Below are 18,730 nucleotides of genomic sequence, written 5' to 3' on the forward strand. Positions count from 1 at the left end.
TATAAAATACCAAAAACACGTCAATAATCCAAATGTAGAAATATATTTGGAGGTGCGAAATGAAGAAAAAACTGTTAGAAAAAGATGGTTTTTATTTATCTTTATTTGTATGTGTTTGTTTATTAGCAGTAGGTGGAGTTTGGTTTACAAATAATAATGTAGATAAATTAGCTTCTAATAAAGGCATGATAGAAAAATCTAATAAAGATAGTGAAGAGGAAATACATTTAATTGAAAAAGATAAGAAAGATGCTATCCCTACTGCGACAGATTCAAAACAAAACTTAGAAAAAGCTAAGGCAAAAGAAGAAAATAAGTCAAGTACAACAAAATTAAATTACATTGGTGATAAGATAATAAGAGAATATTCAGAAAAAGAACCTAGTTATTCTAAAACATTGGATGTTTGGGAAACTCATAAAGGTATAGATGTTAGTTGTACTAAAGGTAAAGAAATAAAATCTCTATTAAACGGAATGGTAGTAGATGTATTTGATGATGAAGAATATGGAAAATCAGTAAAAATAAAAAGCGACAATAATACTGTAGTAGTATATTCAAATCTAGATGAAAATGTTAGTGTTAAGAAGAATCAGAAAGTAACAGAAGGACAATCATTAGGGACTGTAGGAAGTACTTCTCAGATAGAAAGTGAAGAGGGTATACATGTGCATTTAGAAGCATATAATGGAGAAAAATCTATAGACCCAATGAGTCTAATTAAGTAAAAGTATAACAAGTTTAATCATATTTGGTTAAGCTTGTTATATTTTTTGGTGTTTTTACATATATATCATTAAAGCTATTATGTGAGGGGGGTAATCTTTGAGATCTCATATAGAGGAAAGAGCCATAGTGGTAGCAAAATATATACTTGAAAAAAACACTACAGTAAGACAAACAGCCAAGACATTTGGAGTAAGTAAGAGTACAATTCACAAGGATGTTACAGAAAGATTAAAGGAAATAAATCCATCCCTTGCCAAAGAAGTTAAAAGTGTGCTAGACAAAAATAAATCAGAGAGACATATTAGAGGGGGATTAGCAACGAAATTAAAGTATGAGAAGGAACATAAAAAAATGTAGGTTAAAAACCTACTTTTTTTATTACATTAAATTATTGTAAGAAATATATTATATAATTATAAATAGCAAAAGAATAATACTCTCAAAACATTTATTTTCTCTTGATTAAAGCGAGATTTTTGTATATGCTTTATTATAGGAGTATTAATAAATAGGCTTATAATATAATCTAATATATAAATGAAGGAGTTGAAAAAATGGCTGGAGCTGATATAGGCATAGATTTAGGTACTGCAAATGTACTTGTTTATGTTAGTGGTAAGGGAATCGTTTTAGAAGAACCATCTGTTGTTGCAATAGACAACAGAACAGATTCTGTTTTAGCTGTAGGAGAAGAGGCTAAAAAAATGATAGGAAGAACACCAGGAAATATAGTTGCAATAAGACCTTTAAGAGATGGTGTAATTTCAGATTATGATGTAACTGAGAAGATGTTAAAATCTTTTATAGATAAGATAGTTGATAAAAAGGGATTTGGAAGATTTTTCATGCCTAGAATTATGGTATGTGTGCCAACAGGTGTTACAGAAGTAGAAAAGAGAGCAGTAGAGGATGCTACTAGACAAGCTGGGGCTAGAGAAGTGTATATCATAGAAGAGCCAATAGCAGCAGCTATAGGAGCTGGTGTAGACATATCACAACCTAATGGTAATATGATTATAGATATTGGTGGAGGAACTGTAGATATAGCCGTAATATCACTAGGGGGAGCAGTTGTAAGTGAATCTATAAAAGTTGGCGGAGACCGATTTGATGATGCTATAGTTAAGTACATGAAAAAACAACATAATCTTCTTATTGGAGAAAGAACCGCAGAAAAAATTAAGTTTGAAATTGGTTCTGCATTTAAGAGAGAAGAAGAAAAGTATATGAAAATAACAGGAAGAAATCTGATTACAGGTCTTCCTAGTTCTATAACTATAAACTCAGCAGAAATGTTAGAAGCCCTTAGAGAATGTGTTGAACAAATAGTTGTTGCAACTCATGCTGTTTTAGAAAAAACACCACCTGAATTAGCAGCAGACATAGGTGATGTTGGTATAATAATGACTGGCGGAGGCTCATTATTATATGGATTAGATAAGATAATAGAACAGAGAACAGGAATAACTGTTACAATAGCAGATGAACCACTATCTTGTGTTGCGAAAGGAACAGGGATTGCCTTAGGCTCAATAGATTTACTTGAAACAGGTGGGTCTTTCAAAAGAAAATAATTAGGAGAGTTTAAAATGTTAAATATAGATGAAATAAAAGAACTAATACCACATAGATATCCATTTTTATTAGTAGACAAGATTACAGAGTTAGAAGTTGGAAAAAGAGCTGTTGGTATAAAAAATGTAACAGTTAATGAACCATTTTTTCAAGGTCATTTTCCAAATTACCCATTGATGCCAGGAGTGCTGATAGTAGAAGCTCTAGCACAAGTGTGTGGAGTAGCAATGATGTCTTTGGAAGAAAATAAAGGGAAATTAGGTGTATTTGCTGGTATTGATAAAGTTAGAATCAAGAGAGAAGTAAGACCAGGAGATACATTGACTATGGAAGTTGAAATGACAACGCTTAGAAGAAATATAGCAAAAGCAGATGCTAAAGCTTATGTTGGTGAAGAACTTGTCTGTAAAGGTGAGTTAATGTTTGCTCTAGTAGAGAAATAAAATTTTTAAGAATGAAAAGCATTAAATAAAATAGAAGAATAAATATCAAAATAAAAAGGTAGATAATTTGGAGTATTTATTAAATTAAATACTCTATAGTATCTACCTTTTTAATACAAAAATTTTTATCAGTTACCTTATATAAGATTTAAGTAGATACCAATAGTGCTAAGGCTATTGTTTCAGCTAAATCTAGTATAAAGCTAAGACGTATATTATTAAATGAAAGTCTGTTATTTTCATCAATTTTATCTACAATTCCTACTATAGAATAATTTCCTATTTGAGGTAGTTTTTTTCCCACACCTTTTCCGGGCAGGATAGGTCCTTCTCTAATCTGTATATTGCCTATGTTACTCTGTGACCCCAAGCAAGCATCTATAGCCAAGAAGTTACCTTGCATATGTGTATTTTTTATAGTATCTAAAGACTCATATATATTTAAGGCGTGAATAGGGTTATCTAGTGTACCGTAAACGGGGTATTTAAATTTACTGTTTTTAAGTATTGTTCCAACTAAAGGGCCTAAAGTATCACCTATAGCCCTGTCTGTTCCTATGCAAACAACAATCGTATTTTCATTAATTATGGTTTTGAGAACTGAACTTAGCATCTGTATAACATCATCATCGCTGTAATTTACTTTAGCTAAATACAATAGGAACACCCCCTTCAAAAAAATATATGAATAAAAAACACTAAAAAGACCTAACTTTAAATTTCAGATAGAGATAATATTTTATTTGTCTCACAAAAAAAGTAATGGCAAAAATATGACTAAAAATCTTGACAAAATTTAAAAAAAATAGTAAGCTAATAAAGTAAAATAAAACTTAAATCTTGATTACCTTATCAAGAGCGGCTGAGGGATAGGCCCTGTGAAGCCCAGCAACCACCCAAATGGGAAAAGGTGCTAATTCCTACAAGACAAAAGTCTTGAAAGATGAGGTCAGTTAATTAGTATGCGATTACGATTATTAACCTCTTCTTATAAGGAGAGGTTTTTTATTTTGAGTAAAATTTCTAAGAATTGAAGATAAGGTAAAACCTATAATAAAAATTAAGAATGAATAAGGAGGAACAAAAATGGCAAGACATTTATTTACGTCAGAATCAGTTACAGAAGGACATCCTGATAAGATATGTGACCAAATATCAGATTCAATATTAGATGCATTGTTAGAAAAAGACCCACAATCTAGAGTAGCTTGTGAAACTACAGTAACAACAGGCTTAGTTTTAGTAGCTGGAGAAATAAGTACATCTGCTTATGTAGATATACCTAAATTAGTAAGAGAAACAGTAAAAGAAATTGGATATACAAGAGCAAAATATGGATTTGACTGTGACACTTGTGCAGTTATAACTTCTATAGATGAACAATCTGGAGATATAGCTATGGGAGTTGATGAAGGTCTAGAAAGTAAGACTGGAGAAGAAATAGAACAAGAAATAGAAAAAGTAGGAGCTGGAGACCAAGGTATAATGTTTGGATTTGCATGTAATGAAACTCCAGAATTAATGCCACTTCCAATATCATTAGCTCATAAATTATCAAGAAGACTTACAGAAGTTAGAAAGACAGGTTTAGTTGATTATTTAAGACCAGATGGAAAAACTCAAGTTACTGTTGAATATGAAGGAAATAAAGCTGTAAGAGTACATACAGTTCTTATATCAGCTCAGCATTGTGAAACAGTATCAAATGATAAGATAAGACAAGATTTAATTGAGCATGTTATAAAATCAGTTATACCAGCTGAATTACTTGATGAAGATACTAAAATTTATATAAACCCAACAGGCAGATTCGTTATAGGAGGACCTCAAGGGGATACAGGTCTTACAGGAAGAAAAATAATAATAGACACTTATGGTGGATATTCTAGACATGGTGGAGGAGCTTTTTCAGGAAAAGACCCTACAAAAGTTGATAGATCTGCTGCTTATGCTGCTAGATATGTTGCTAAAAATATTGTTGCGGCTGGACTTGCAGATAAATGTGAGATAGAACTTGCATATGCTATAGGTATAGCTAGACCATTATCTATATTTATAGATACTTTTGGGACAGGTAAAGTTTCAGAAGAGAAGCTTGTTGAACTAGTAAACAAACACTTTGATTTAAGACCAGGAGCAATAATAAGAGATTTAGATTTAAGAAAGCCTCTTTACAAAAAGGTTGCTGCTTATGGTCACTTTGGTAGAACGGATATAGATTTACCATGGGAAAGAACTGATAAAGTAGAACAATTAAGAAAAGATGCATTAGGTGAATAATGCTTAGATAAGAAGCTGCTAGAATGTAATTTTAAAATTACGTTTTAGCAGTTTTTTATTTTATGATTAAATATATTTAATAAATACTAATTTTCAATCATATAATAAATAAACATTATTTAGTGAGATTAATATATTTCATTATATAATATTGCATTAAATTAATACATAGTAGAAGGAATATGTTAAAAACTGGTTAAGATTTCGTTAAGTAATGTTAAATAATTCAAAAAATATTGAAAAGCATCAATAATACAACTAATATAGTCTTAATAAACTTACATTAAATTTTACTTATTAAAAAATTTATTTTATTTAGGAGGGAGTAGTGTGTATGTCGGATAAAATAAACATCAAAATGGTTATAAGTTTTGCTGGAGCATATGTAGCGACTGTAATAGGTTCTGGATTTGCAACTGGTCAAGAGATAGTACAATTCTTTACGTTTTATGGGTATGCTGGAATTATAGGAGGAATAATATCTATGGTATTATTCTCATGGTTTGGAGCAGAAGTTATAGAAAAAGGGAGAGAATTAAAGCTTAAAGAACCAATAAAGATTTATCAGGTATATTGTGGAAAATATCTTGGTACATTTTTTGAGTGGTTTGGACCATTGTTTTTGTTTGGTACATTAGTAATAATGATTGCAGGAGCAGGAGCTACATTATCAGAGTATTATGGTCTAAATCCATATGTAGGTAGAATTGGTATGGCAATCGTTTCCCTAATAACTGTATCTCTAGGTTTGACAAGGATTTCAAAGATACTAGGTAATATAGGTCCTATAATAATAATATTTACACTTTTAGTAGGAGCAATTAGTTTATTTAGTAATATTGGTGCTTTATCAAATGCAGGAGCTATAATTGATAGTCTAAACGTTAAAACTGCTACATCAAATGGATATTTCTCAGGTGTACTTTATACTTGCTATAATGTAATAATAGTAATAACATTTTTAACTGGAATGGGAGCTTCAGCAAAAAATAAGAAAGATGCTGTATGGGGAGGTATAGTAGGTGGAGTAGCCCTTATGGCAGCTGCTATAATGATGAATCTAGCATTACTTTCAGATGTAGGAAATATATACACAAAAGAAATACCAGCTCTTTATTTAGCTGACAAGATATCTCCAATTATAGGTATTTTATTCTCAGTAGTACTTTTATTAGGAATATATACTACAGCTGTACCATTATTATGGTCAGTAACTAATAGATTTGTGGAAGATGACCATCCTAAATTTAAAATAATAACAGTAGTAGTAAGCATATTAGCATGTATAGGAGGATTATTACCATTTGATAAGCTTGTAGGGACATTATATCCATATACAGGTTATATGGGAATTTTAATTTTACTATGTATGCTTTATCGAAGAATTACCAAAACTGAAGGATACAAGGAAAATAAATCTGAGGTAAATTAATATCAAAATAAATTTGTGAAATTTAATCTATGTTTTAGAAGTAAGCTGGTTGAAATAAAATAATTATTTATATATGGTACCTTTACTTTAAGGTACCATATTTTTAGGGTGCAGATTTTTTTTGTTTCTGATAAAATGTATAATAGTTAGAAATTAAGTTAAGTATAAAAATATAGAAAAATTTTCTGATAGAATCCTATCATAGAACTTAATATATTTAAGTATACTAACATACGAACGGAACAATTATTAGTATTTTTAGGAGATAAAAATGGAAAAATTAGAAGGAATGATAAGTGAGATAGTCTTTAAAAATGAAGATAATGGCTATACAATAGCTCATCTGGTAAATGAAAATGATGAAATTGTTGTTGTAGGATGTATGCCTACTTTAGCAATGGGAGAGAGTATAGAGGTTGAAGGTAAATGGGTAAACCACAAAATTTATGGAACTCAATTTGAAGTGAATAGTTTTATGCCAGTGACACCATCATCTTTGGAAGGAATTTATGTTTACTTATCTTCTGGTATGATACATGGAATTGGCGAAAAAATGGCTAAGAGAATAATTGATAAGTTTGGTGTTGACACACTAGATATAATACAAAACTACCCAGAAAAATTACAAGAAGTAGAGGGGATAGGTAGTAAAAAGGTAAAGCAAATAGTAAAGAGTTATGAAGAAGATAGAGAACTAAGAAACATAATAATTGAACTATCTCCTTTTGGAATAACACCCAATTACTGTCTAAAAATATATAAAAAATATAAAAGTAGTGCAATAGAAATTATAAATAAAAATCCATATCAGCTTGCTGAAGACATAAGAGGAATAGGGTTTAAAGTAGCTGATAGTATAGCTAATAAAATTGGTATAGATAAGAATTCTAAAGATAGAATATGCCAAGGAATATTATATACCTTAAATAAATCACTAAGTAATGGGCATACATATTTGCCAGAACATATTCTAATACAAGATTCGGAAAAATTGTTGGAGCTAAGTGGAGACATAGTAAAAGAATGTGTAATGATGTTGGTATATAATCAAAAAATACATATAGAAAAAGTAAATAATGAAAATCTCATATATCTTATGCCCTACTATTTGTCTGAAAATGGAGTATGTAGTCAAATAGTAAAATTGTCGCAGTATGAATTTGAAGATTTGAATATAGATATAGAAAATGAAATTAAAATTTTAGAAGATGATAAGAATATTAAGTTAGCAGAGAAGCAAGTTTTAGCAGTTAAAGAATCTGTGAACAGTGGCGTATTAATTATAACTGGTGGGCCAGGTACTGGAAAAACTACCACTATTAATGCAATTATAGATATATTTGAAAATAATGGGAAAAGTGTAACTTTAGCTGCTCCAACGGGAAGAGCAGCTAAGAGAATGAGTGAAACTTCTAATAAAGAAGCAAAGACTATACATAGATTATTAGAAATGGGATTTTCAACAGATGATGATTTAACATTTTTTAAAGATGAAGAAGAACCAATAAATTCAGATGTAATAATAGTCGATGAAGTATCAATGGTAGATATTATCTTAATGTATAATTTACTTAGAGCAATAAAATTAGGAACAAGAGTAATATTAGTTGGGGATAGCGACCAATTACCTTCTGTAGGTGCAGGCAATGTACTTAAGGACATGATAGATTCAAATATTATAAATGTAGTCAAATTAAATGAAATATTTAGACAAGCTCAACAAAGTATGATAATTGTGAATGCGCATAAGATAAATAATGGAGAACCACTTCATTTAAATACAAAGGGAAAAGACTTCTTTTTTATAAGAAAATCAACAAATGAAGAGATATTAAATGAAATAATAGGTTTGGTAAATGAAAGATTACCTAAATTTTATAATGTCGATAAACTAAAAGATATACAAGTGTTATCTTCAATGAGAAAAGGAGAACTAGGAGTTACCAATCTTAATATAGAGTTACAAAAGTATCTTAACAAAAAGGAGAAGTTTAAAGTAGAAGAAAGTTTTTCTAAAAGGTTGTTTAGAGTTGGTGACAAGGTAATGCAAGTAAAAAATAATTATACAAAAAAGTGGGAGACAGAAGACCAAAAGGAAAGTGGGGAAGGTATATATAATGGAGATATAGGCTATGTATATCATATAGATAAGGATAAGAAAACTATTTATGTACTATTTGACCAAACTAAAATTGTATCATACTTATATGATGAATTAGATGAGATTGACCATAGTTTTTGTACAACCATACATAAAAGTCAAGGAAGTGAATTCCCAGTCGTAGTGATACCAATAACTTGGGCTCCTCCTATGTTACTAAGTCGTAATTTATTATATACAGCAGTGACAAGAGCAAAAAAATTAGTTGTGTTAGTTGGAGATGTGAAATATTTGGAATATATGATAAAAAATAACAGAGTAAATCAAAGATATTCAAACTTAGGATATAAGTTAAACAAATTCAAACAAGAAGGGCTGTTGATAGAGTAAATATGAAAATATGCAATGATAATTTTATTAAGAGTCTTAGAAATCTAATTAATAAATGTCTGGATTTTATTTATCCTGAAAATATAAATTGCATAATTTGTGATAAATCAATAAAAAAAACTAATACCTATTCAGTCTGTAAAAGTTGTTTTAATGAAATGAATTTTATACTAAATGGGTGTATAAAATGTGGAAAGCCAATCATACATCATTCACTTGAAAAAGAATTTATTGAAGGATGTAGCTATTGTTTTGATAAAAGTTTTTATTTTGACAAGTCAATCTCCTGTATTGAATACAATGATATAACTAAAAAAATAATATTAGGATTAAAGTACAATCAAAAAACATTTATGGCTAAATACATAGCGCAAATAATGAAAGAAAAGTTGGATTTAGAAAATGTGAAATTTGATTATATATTATTTGTTCCACTTCATAAGAAAAGACTTAATAAAAGAGGATTTAACCAAGCACAAAAAATAGCTTTGAGTTTGAGTAAAATAATCAATGTTCCAATGTTAGATTGTATATCCAGGGAAAAAAATACAAGGATGCTTTATAAGTTAAGTAAACAAGAGAGAAAAAAGGAATTAAAAAATGTGTTTGTTGTTAACAAAAATATTAAATTAATAAATAATAAAAATGTACTTTTGATAGATGATATATTTACAACTGGCGTGACAACAAATGAAATATCTAAGATTTTAAAGTTATCTGGTGTTAATAAGGTTTTTGTAATGACGTTGCTTACAAGAGCAAATGACAACTACGTTATGGAATAATCTTATATATTGACAATTTTACTTTAAAATATTAAAATGAATAAGTGATATTTAGGTCTGTGGTTGAAAGTCCAAGCCAGTCGCAGGCAAAAGGATCCACGTAAGTTAACACTAAAAATTGGGTTAATGAGCATGGTGCGGCTTAGAAGTAAGACCTACCGATAATAAAATCGAGAGAGAGTAGTAGTGCGGCGAACCCAAGCGAACCCTCCAGTAGGCGAGTGTGGGGTCAAAGACCAGGTCAGCTAAATATCATATTAAAAGAGAGCTAGCATAATGTTTTTATGTGTAGCTCTTTTTTATATATAATAAATTTAGATTGAATCATAAAGAGGTGATATATATGAACAAAAGACAAGAGAACTTGTTGACAGTATTGCTATTGAAAGAAGAATTTATAAATATCAATGATATTGCTAACGATTTTGAGTGCTCGGAGAGAACAATAAGAAATGATTGTAAGTACATTGATGAATGGTTGTCTACTTTTTGTAGTGCTTATATTAAAAGAAAGCCTAAAATAGGAATTAAGTTTAGTGGAGATGATACAGATAAAATAATAGTAAATCAGAAGTTAAGAGGTGAAGTTAAAAGAGTAAATAGTGAACTCCATAAACAAGTTGAGATATTGAATCTATTACTTTGCAATAATAAGAAGATTACCTTAAATGATTTGTCCAATAAATTGTATATAAATAAAAATATTGTTAGGGAAGAAATAAATACATTATCAGTAGAATTAAGTAATTATAATTTGAAAATTTCAACTAAAACGGGCAGTGGTATATGTATTGAGGGAAATGAGAAAGACATAAGGATAATGTTAGTGGCATTTTTATTTAAATATATAGATAAATACAGACTAAACATGGATGAAATAGAATATTTCCATATAGTAGACATAATAGTTGTCAAAAATATAATGTCTATAATAGAAGATAAAATGGATATAAGACTTACAGATGTTTCATTCAGGCAATTGATGTTATTTTTACTTATAAATATCATACGAATAAGGTTGGGGAATTCTTTTGAAATAGTAAATATTAAAAAAGAATTAAAGTTAGAAATTCTTATATTAGATATAGAAAATGAGTTGAAATCCAGTCTATCTATAGTATTAAACCATGAAGAAAAATTATTTATAGAATCACTAATACTTGGCATGAATAAACAAATAAATAGTAAAGATACTAAAAAATCACTATACCTTAATGAAGAATTATCAGAGTATACAAAAAGAATTATAAATCTGGTATCAGAAGAATCGGGTATAAACTTTAATAATGATATATTGCTTTATGACCAATTAATATGTCACTTAAATGTTACAATGCACCAAATGCAAAGTAACGTTTATTTGGAAAATCCACTTTTAGATAATATAAAAAATAAATTTTGTTTTTTATTTACAGTAATTTCAAATTCAATAGGAATTGAGCAAAAAGGAACACAAATAACTGAAGATGAAATAGGTTATCTTACTCTTCACTTTCAAACATCTTTAGAAAGAAAAAGTAATAAGAGAGAATCAACTAAAAAAGCAAGTATCGTGTGCCCATTTAGTTTTGGAGTAAGTATGTTACTAAAAGTAAAGATAGAAAAGAGATTTAATAATATAGAAATAGTTGAAACACTAAGGGAAGAAGATTTAAGAAGAGATAACTTCAATAAAATGATAGATTTTATAATTGCATTTCAAGAATATGAAAATGTACAAAAGCCAATTTTTATAACAACACCACTATTTACTGATGAAGATGAAAATAAACTCAAAGAATTTACCAACAAAATAAAAGAAAAAGATACATCATATAAACTTATGAATAGATTAATGATGTCTGATTATTTAATAAGAGAGCTAGAACATAATGATATTTATGAGGCTATAGCATACTTAACTAATTTATTAATCGAAAAGCATTATGCAGATAAAGAATATTTAAATTCTATTATAGAGAGAGAAAAGGCATATCCAACTAATGTTGGGAAAGGAATATTATTTCCTCATGGAGATATGAAGTATATAAAACAATCTGTCTTATGTTTTGCAAGATTGAAAACACCAATAAAAATTAGAAATGGAAAATACATAAAGATTATACTTTTATTAGCTTATAAAAAAGAGGATGATAGAAAAGTATTTAGAGAATTATTCAAAGAAATATCTAAATTGACAGAAGATGAAAATATGCTTGATGTGCTAAGTAATTGTGATATTAAAAATATAAAAAATATTCTTATATAAATTTATATCAAAATGTGAATAAGCACAAAATTTTCCATGTAGTGGAAAAAGTTGTGCATGTTTTTTTGTTTTTATAAGATATTATATATCTATCAGATAGAAATCAGTTAAAAGTAGACAAGTAATTTAGGAGGAAGAAATGGAAGAAATAGTATTAAAGATTATAATTCATGCTGGAAATGCAAAATCTATGCTTTATGAAGCTCTTGATTGTGCAAAGGAAAACGATTTTGAAAAGGCTGATGAATTAATCGAAAGTGCAAATGAAGAAATATTAAAAGCACATAAAGTACAAACAGAACTTATACAAAAGGAAGCAGGAGGAAATAAATCAGATATATCTATTTTACTAATTCACTCTCAAGACCATTTAATGACTTGTATGAGTGAAAGAAACCTTATAAAAGAAATGATAGTGCTAAGAAAAGAAATTCAAAAATTAAAATAAAAAGTAATTAAGGGGGATTTAAGATAATGAAGAGAAAAGTATATTTATTTTGTAGTTTTGGTATGTCAACAAGCTTACTTGCAGGAAAGATGCAGAAAGTAGCAGATGATCACAATTTACCAATAGAAGTAGAAGCATTTCCAATAGCAGAAATTGATAAGATAGTTGCAGAGAAGAATCCAGATTGTATATTGTTAGGACCTCAAGTTAAATACATGCTAAAGGAGTTAAAGCCAAAGTTTGAAGCTCAAGGAAAACCTGTGGATATAATAAACGAAACTGATTATGGAACTATGAATGGAGAAAAAGTACTAAAGCTTGCTATAAAATTAATAAAATCTAAACAAGCTTAAAATATAGTAAAAAGATACTGAGAAATGAGGGTGGATAGATGAATAAATTGGAAAGAATACTTATGCCGTTAGCTGAAAAAATAGGTAAAAATAAATTATTAATTGCAATTAGAGATGGTTTTTTAGTATCATCACCATTATTGATAATAGGGTCATTATTTTTATTAGTAGCAAACTTCCCAATAAAAGGATGGGACGAATTTGTAGGTCAAATTTTTGGTCCAGATTGGGCAGTAAAATTACAACAGCCAACTATAGCGACTTTTGAAGTAATGACTTTACTTGCAGTTTTAGGAATTGGTTACTCTTATGCTAAACAAATAGATGTAGACCCAATTGCATCAGCAGCAGTTGCAATAGTCGCCTTTTTTATAGTTACACCATTTGTAATACCATATACACCAGAAGGAACAAAGTCAGTCTATATGGTAACTGGTATCCCATTAGGTTGGATGGGTTCTAAGGGAATGTTTGTAGGAATGATAACCGCAATAACATCTGTTAAGTTATTTGCAGTAGTTGTCAAAAAAGGGTGGACATTGAAGATGCCAGATGGAGTTCCTCCAACTGTTTCAAAATCATTTGCTGCATTAATACCAAGTGCAATAGTTATGGTAGTTTTCTTTTTAGTTAAGATTGCTTTTGAAGCTACACCATATGGAAGTATACATGAATTTATATTTAAGTTTTTACAAATGCCATTATTAAAATTAGGAAATAGTTTAGGTGCTATGGCAATAGCTTATATATTCTTACATTTATTCTGGTTCTTTGGAATAAATGGTAGTAGTGTTGTTGGAGCTGTCTATAATCCAATATTAAAAATTTTATCAGCTGAAAATTTAGCGGCTTTTCAAGCTGGTTCAAAAATACCAAACATAATAACTGGTCAATTCCAGGATATGTTTGCAACATTTGGTGGGGCAGGTAGTACACTATCCTTAATTATAGCTATGTTACTTATATGCAAAAGTAAACGTATAAAATCAATGGGTAAATTATCAATTTTACCAGGGATATTTGGAATAAATGAGCCATTAATATTTGGTCTACCAATAATGCTTAACCCAATATTATTGATACCATTTGCAATAGTTCCAACAATAAACATAATAATAGCCTATTTCTGTATGTCAGCAGGATTAGTACCACTTACAAATGGAGTTCAATTACCATGGACAACTCCAATTATATTCTCTGGATTTCTAACAACAGGATGGCAAGGTGCTTTATTACAAATAATACTTCTTGTACTAGGAATATTTATGTACATGCCATTTATAAAGATGTTAGATAAACAATATTTAAAAGAAGAAAAAACAAATGTTGAAGAGGAAGATGATGATATATCTTTTGATGATTTAGTATTATAGGAGGAAAATTATGAAGAAAATAGTTATGATATTGGATCAAATACAAGCAGGTGCAGGTGGGAAAGAAAAAAGCAATATACCTCCTGCTGGAAAATCAAGTCCATTAGGTCCAGGTGTAATGATGGAACCATTTTTAAAAGAATCTAAAGTAATAGCGACACTTTTCTGTGGGGATGAATTTTTTATAAACAATGAAGAAGAAGTGACAAATAAAATGATAGCTATGGTTAAAAAGTTAAATCCTGATGTAGTAATTTGTGGACCAAGTTTTAACTATGAAAATTTTTCTAAGATGTCAGCAATATTATCTAAAAATATAAATAATAAAACAGATATACCAGCTTTTGCAGCTATGTCAGAAGAAAATACATACGTAATAAACGAATACAAAAATGATATATGTATAGTTAAGACACCTAAAAAAGGTGGAATTGGTCTTAATGATTCACTAAACAATATATGTAAATTAGCAAATTCAATAGCAAATAAAGAAGACATAACTTTAATGAAAGAAGAATTTTGTTATTAATTAACACTTTACTAGGGGACAGGTTTAAGTAAAATATTATTTACATTAAAGTATGTGGATAGAGTTTCTATAATTAAGGAGGGATTTTCTGATATGTGGGGAATGATAGCAACATGGAGAATGGCTATAGAAGGAATCACTGAAGCATCAGAACATTTAGAAAAAGGAATGGAAGCAGGAGATGCTGTAGAACTTGCTGTAAGAAGAGTCGAAGATTATCCATTCTATAAATCGGTTGGATATGGAGGACTTCCAAATGAAAATTGTGAAGTAGAACTTGATGCTGCATTTATGGATGGAAACACATTAGATATAGGAGCAGTTGCAGGTATAAGAGATTATTCTAACCCTGTCAGCATAGCTAGAAAACTAAGTTATGAGAAAGTGAATAATTTCTTAGTTGGAATAGGAGCTGAAGAATATGCCCATAAAAATGGATTTGAAAGAAAAAATATGTTAACAGATAGAGCGAAACTACATTATAAGAAGAGAAAAAAAGAAACTTTAGATAAAGGATTAAGCCCATATGCTGGTCATGATACTGTTGGGATGATATCTTTAGATAGAGATGGAAAGATGTGTGCAGCAACCTCAACAAGTGGTCTATTTATGAAGAAAAGAGGTAGAATAGGAGATTCTGCACTATCTGGTTCGGGGTTTTTCGTTGATAGTAACATAGGAGGGGCTACAGCTACTGGTCTTGGAGAAGATTTGATGAAAGGGTGTATATCATATGAGATAGTTAGACTTATGAAAGAAGGAAAACATCCACAAGAGGCATGTGATATAGCAGTAAATGAGTTAGATGAACAACTTATCAAAAGACGAGGAAAAGCTGGAGACTTATCATTAGTTGCTATGAATAATAAAGGAGAATGGGGAGTAGCTACAAACATAGCTGACTTTACATTCTCAGTAGCTACTAAAGCAGAAGCACCTACAGTGTATATATCAAATAGAATAGATGGTAAAACTATACATAAGGTTGTGTCAAACGAGTGGATGGAAGCATATGAAGCTAGGATAAAGGCTCCAATAGAAGTGAGTGAATAAAGTTTGTATTTATGCAGTAAAGTAGAGTCTTTAATATTTAAAAGGAGATTTTTATGAATATTATAAACAATAAAGTAGACGAGATAAAAGAACATTTATTAAGTGATATTGTAGATATTGTAAAAATACCTAGCGTTGAAGGGGAGTCAGAAAATGACTTCCCTTTTGGCGAAAAGGTAGGAAAAGCACTCAATAAAGCACTAGAAATTTCAAGAAAATTAGGATTTAAAGTTAGAAACTTAGACAATTATATTGGTTATGCAGAATATGGAGATAGCGAAGATTATATCTGTGTAATTGGCCACATAGATGTAGTACATGAAGGGGAAAATTGGATATATCAACCTTATGGAGGAGAAATATATAATGGAAAAATCTATGGTAGAGGGGTATTAGATAATAAAGGACCTATAATGTGTGCTTTATATGGATTATATGTTATTAAGGAATTAGGTTTAAAGTTAGATAAAAAAGTTAGGATAATTTTTGGCACAAATGAAGAAAGTGGATTTAAAGATATACCATATTATTTAAAAAAGGAAAAACCTCCTATAATGGGGTTCACACCAGATTGTAAATATCCTGTTGTATATGGTGAAAAAGGTATGGCGAAAATTATAATCAAAAATAACTGTAACTATAAGGAAGATACATTTCTAAGCTTTATAGAAAATATGTCTGAAAAGGTGATTGTCACAAATCAAGAGTTACATAAAGAGAATAGTTACATAATACTGGAGATAAAGGTAAAATATGAATTTAGTTATAAACTAGAAGATGTCTTAGATGAAATAAAATCTAATTTTCCCAATGGTACAGAGATAGAAGTAATTTCTAATTTTAATCCTGTATATTTTGATAAGGATAGTGAGCTTGTTAAAAAACTTCAAATAGCTTATGAAAGAGTAACATCATTAGATGGTACTCCAGTAACAACTAATGGAGGTACATATGCAAAAGTAATGCCAAATATAGTTCCATTTGGACCTTCGTTTCCAGGACAAAAAGGAATAGCACATAATCCTGACGAATATATGGATATAGATGATATAATCTTAAATGCAAAGATATTTTCAAATGCAATATATGAATTAGCAAAGGAGTAGTTATGCTAGAGATAATAGGAATGACAGTAGAAGACGCTAAGATTATAGAAGATTGTGGCGCAGATAGAATAGAATTAGTTAGTGCTTTAACTGAAGGAGGGCTAACACCAAGTTTTGGACTTATAGAAAGTGTTGTTAACAGTGTAAAGATACCTGTGAACGTAATGATAAGACCACATGCTAAAAGCTTTGTATATAGTAAAGAAGACATAAATATAATGTTAAAAGATATAAATACAGTCAAAAAGATTGGAGCTAATGGAGTTGTATTTGGAATGTTAGACAAGAATAATAATATAGATGAAGAAAATTTAAATTTTTTGTTGCAATATTGCGATAATCTTGATGTTACATTTCATAGAGCAATAGATGAATCAAATACAATAGAAAGTGTTAATCTTTTAAAGAATTATGACAGAATTACAAATATATTAACGTCAGGGGGAAAGGGAAGTATAAGAGAGAATATAAAAATTATAAAAGATATGATGCTTAACTCTAATAATATAAAAATTCTTTTAGGTGGAGGTCTTAATTTTAATAATATAGTTGAAATAAAGGGAGTAACTAAGGCAAATAATTTTCATTTTGGTACAGCTGTTAGAATAGATAAAAATCCATTTGAAGATATAGACAGACAAAAGCTAAAACAATTAGTGGATATAATTTCGAAATAATATAAACATATATAATTTATATAACTTATTAGATTAAATAAAGAGTGTTAGTCAATTGTAGTTTGGGTATATGAATATTATGAGTATTGATTAAGAAATTATTGTTATGATGCTTTACTATTTTTAGATAATTTTGAAGTTAAACTAAATAGTGAAAGAAAAAATGAAATATGGAGGTCTTAGAAGGTGGATAACTATGAAAAATTTATAAAAGTTAAGTAACATATAATACATATAATTTCCTAAAATTACCACTTTATGACATGAATTCACATATTAATAAACAATTATTGGAGATATTTGTGGATAGAAAGGATAATAAAAATAGCTTTAAATACACAGGAACAAGAGTTATTAACAGTTTTATCCACATTATCCACAGGGTATTGTTATAATATTAATCCACATAAGCATTAAGGTGATTAAAAATGAAAAATAATTCTATCAATTGAATAGAAAAAATCACAAAAGTTAATAATAAAAGAAGGATTATGAGATTTCGTGTAGAATATATTATTAAGTATAAATTTTCTTATACTGGCATAATTGAAGGGAGATGTACTTATGAACATAATTATATCTGGAAAACAAATCGAATTAACTGATGCAATAAAAAATAAAATCGAAAGCAAGTTAAGTAAGTTAGATAATTACATTCATCCAGACACTGATGTAAAGGTTACAGTAAGTGCTAAAAAAACAAGACAAAAAATAGAAGTAACAATAGCTACTGTAAATGGTCCTATAATTAGAGCAGAAGATATGCAGGAGAATTTATACACAGCTATAGATGTTGTATATGATAAATTAAGCAAACAATTAAAAAAATATAAAAAGAGATTACAAGATAAGCATCAAGACAATAAGAGTATAAGATTCCAAGATGCAGAGATAAATCTAGCAGATGAACAAGAAGATTATGAAGATGAAAATCAAGATATAGTAATTCAAAGACGTAAGAAATTTAGTGTTAAGCCAATGAGCGAAGAAGAAGCTGTATTACAAATGGAATTAGTAGGACATGATTTCTATATGTTCAAGAATATAGATTCAGATGAAATAGCTGTAGTTTATAAACGTCATAATGGCGGATATGGTATAATAGAACATGAATAAAGCAATTTAGATTTAATCATATTAGCTATCGATAAATTATTTATCGATAGCTTTTTAAATTAATATTAAAAGTATAGTTTTTATGGTAAAAT

18 protein-coding genes and 1 riboswitch are annotated in these 18,730 nt (G+C 29.1%); of the genes, 17 read left to right on the forward strand and 1 reads right to left on the reverse strand.

The genetic code is table 11. From position 1 onward, the window contains the following. The first annotated feature begins 59 nt into the window (after positions 1 to 59). The 4 genes from IC219_RS13205 to fabZ all read left to right on the forward strand — a co-directional run bounded on the left by IC219_RS13205 (position 60) and on the right by fabZ (position 2,747). A complete protein-coding gene (locus tag IC219_RS13205) occupies positions 60 to 728 on the forward strand; it encodes a M23 family metallopeptidase (protein WP_227434544.1) in 669 nt (222 codons plus the stop codon). A gap of 97 nt (positions 729 to 825) precedes the next feature. Then, complete coding sequence (gene spoIIID / locus IC219_RS13210; RefSeq protein ID WP_044212029.1) at positions 826 to 1,086, forward strand: sporulation transcriptional regulator SpoIIID; 261 nt, start codon at positions 826 to 828, stop codon at positions 1,084 to 1,086. A 197-nt stretch (positions 1,087 to 1,283) separates the two neighbouring features. Continuing rightward, on the forward strand, positions 1,284 to 2,303 hold the full coding sequence (locus IC219_RS13215) for a rod shape-determining protein (protein ID WP_227434545.1): 1,020 nt from the start codon (positions 1,284 to 1,286) through the stop codon (positions 2,301 to 2,303). 15 nt (positions 2,304 to 2,318) lie between these two features. After that, positions 2,319 to 2,747, forward strand: coding sequence for a 3-hydroxyacyl-ACP dehydratase FabZ (gene fabZ / locus IC219_RS13220; RefSeq protein WP_227483562.1), 429 nt, complete (start codon positions 2,319 to 2,321; stop codon positions 2,745 to 2,747). A 148-nt stretch (positions 2,748 to 2,895) separates the two neighbouring features. Here fabZ and yyaC read toward each other — a convergent pair whose 3' ends face one another. Continuing rightward, positions 2,896 to 3,405, reverse strand: a complete 510-nt coding sequence (yyaC, locus tag IC219_RS13225; RefSeq protein WP_021382545.1) for a spore protease YyaC — start codon at positions 3,403 to 3,405, stop codon at positions 2,896 to 2,898. A gap of 188 nt (positions 3,406 to 3,593) precedes the next feature. Then, a riboswitch (SAM riboswitch) is annotated at positions 3,594 to 3,697 on the forward strand. A gap of 136 nt (positions 3,698 to 3,833) precedes the next feature. On the opposite strand from yyaC, the gene metK reads away from it, so the two are divergent. The 13 genes from metK (at position 3,834) to hpf (ending at position 18,638) form a co-directional block, all read left to right on the forward strand. After that, entirely contained in the window at positions 3,834 to 5,027 is a 1,194-nt protein-coding gene (gene metK, locus IC219_RS13230) for a methionine adenosyltransferase (RefSeq protein WP_227434547.1), read from the forward strand. A 334-nt stretch (positions 5,028 to 5,361) separates the two neighbouring features. Next, positions 5,362 to 6,459 carry a hypothetical protein gene (locus tag IC219_RS13235; RefSeq protein ID WP_227483561.1) on the forward strand — a complete coding sequence of 366 codons (1,098 nt, stop codon included), beginning with the start codon at positions 5,362 to 5,364 and terminating at the stop codon, positions 6,457 to 6,459. A 271-nt stretch (positions 6,460 to 6,730) separates the two neighbouring features. Then, positions 6,731 to 8,950: an ATP-dependent RecD-like DNA helicase gene (locus IC219_RS13240; RefSeq protein ID WP_227831458.1), complete on the forward strand. Its 2,220-nt coding sequence runs from the start codon at positions 6,731 to 6,733 to the stop codon at positions 8,948 to 8,950. Positions 8,951 to 8,952: 2 nt separating this feature from the next. Next, the gene (locus tag IC219_RS13245; RefSeq protein ID WP_227831457.1) at positions 8,953 to 9,735 is read left to right on the forward strand and encodes a ComF family protein; all 783 of its coding nucleotides are present in this window, start codon (positions 8,953 to 8,955) and stop codon (positions 9,733 to 9,735) included. Between the two features lie 343 nt (positions 9,736 to 10,078). After that, the gene (locus IC219_RS13250; RefSeq protein ID WP_227483560.1) at positions 10,079 to 11,983 is read left to right on the forward strand and encodes a BglG family transcription antiterminator; all 1,905 of its coding nucleotides are present in this window, start codon (positions 10,079 to 10,081) and stop codon (positions 11,981 to 11,983) included. A 139-nt stretch (positions 11,984 to 12,122) separates the two neighbouring features. Next, positions 12,123 to 12,431, forward strand: coding sequence for a PTS lactose/cellobiose transporter subunit IIA (locus IC219_RS13255; protein ID WP_227483559.1), 309 nt, complete (start codon positions 12,123 to 12,125; stop codon positions 12,429 to 12,431). Positions 12,432 to 12,457: 26 nt separating this feature from the next. Then, positions 12,458 to 12,784 (forward strand): PTS sugar transporter subunit IIB, encoded by a 327-nt coding sequence (locus IC219_RS13260; protein WP_227831456.1) that lies wholly within the window; start codon positions 12,458 to 12,460, stop codon positions 12,782 to 12,784. A gap of 38 nt (positions 12,785 to 12,822) precedes the next feature. After that, complete coding sequence (gene celB, locus IC219_RS13265) at positions 12,823 to 14,157, forward strand: PTS cellobiose transporter subunit IIC (RefSeq protein ID WP_227831455.1); 1,335 nt, start codon at positions 12,823 to 12,825, stop codon at positions 14,155 to 14,157. A 10-nt stretch (positions 14,158 to 14,167) separates the two neighbouring features. Continuing rightward, positions 14,168 to 14,686: a GrdB-related putative oxidoreductase gene (locus tag IC219_RS13270; RefSeq protein WP_227434555.1), complete on the forward strand. Its 519-nt coding sequence runs from the start codon at positions 14,168 to 14,170 to the stop codon at positions 14,684 to 14,686. A 93-nt stretch (positions 14,687 to 14,779) separates the two neighbouring features. After that, complete coding sequence (locus IC219_RS13275) at positions 14,780 to 15,739, forward strand: N(4)-(beta-N-acetylglucosaminyl)-L-asparaginase (protein WP_227831454.1); 960 nt, start codon at positions 14,780 to 14,782, stop codon at positions 15,737 to 15,739. A gap of 53 nt (positions 15,740 to 15,792) precedes the next feature. Then, positions 15,793 to 16,845, forward strand: coding sequence for a Sapep family Mn(2+)-dependent dipeptidase (locus IC219_RS13280; protein ID WP_227831453.1), 1,053 nt, complete (start codon positions 15,793 to 15,795; stop codon positions 16,843 to 16,845). 2 nt (positions 16,846 to 16,847) lie between these two features. Next, positions 16,848 to 17,522: a copper homeostasis protein CutC gene (locus IC219_RS13285; protein WP_227434558.1), complete on the forward strand. Its 675-nt coding sequence runs from the start codon at positions 16,848 to 16,850 to the stop codon at positions 17,520 to 17,522. 564 nt (positions 17,523 to 18,086) lie between these two features. Further along, the gene (gene hpf, locus IC219_RS13290; RefSeq protein ID WP_227434559.1) at positions 18,087 to 18,638 is read left to right on the forward strand and encodes a ribosome hibernation-promoting factor, HPF/YfiA family; all 552 of its coding nucleotides are present in this window, start codon (positions 18,087 to 18,089) and stop codon (positions 18,636 to 18,638) included. Positions 18,639 to 18,730: the final 92 nt, after the last annotated feature.

The sequence above is a fragment of the Clostridioides sp. ES-W-0018-02 genome (assembly GCF_020658175.1).
Lineage (GTDB): Bacteria > Bacillota > Clostridia > Peptostreptococcales > Peptostreptococcaceae > Clostridioides.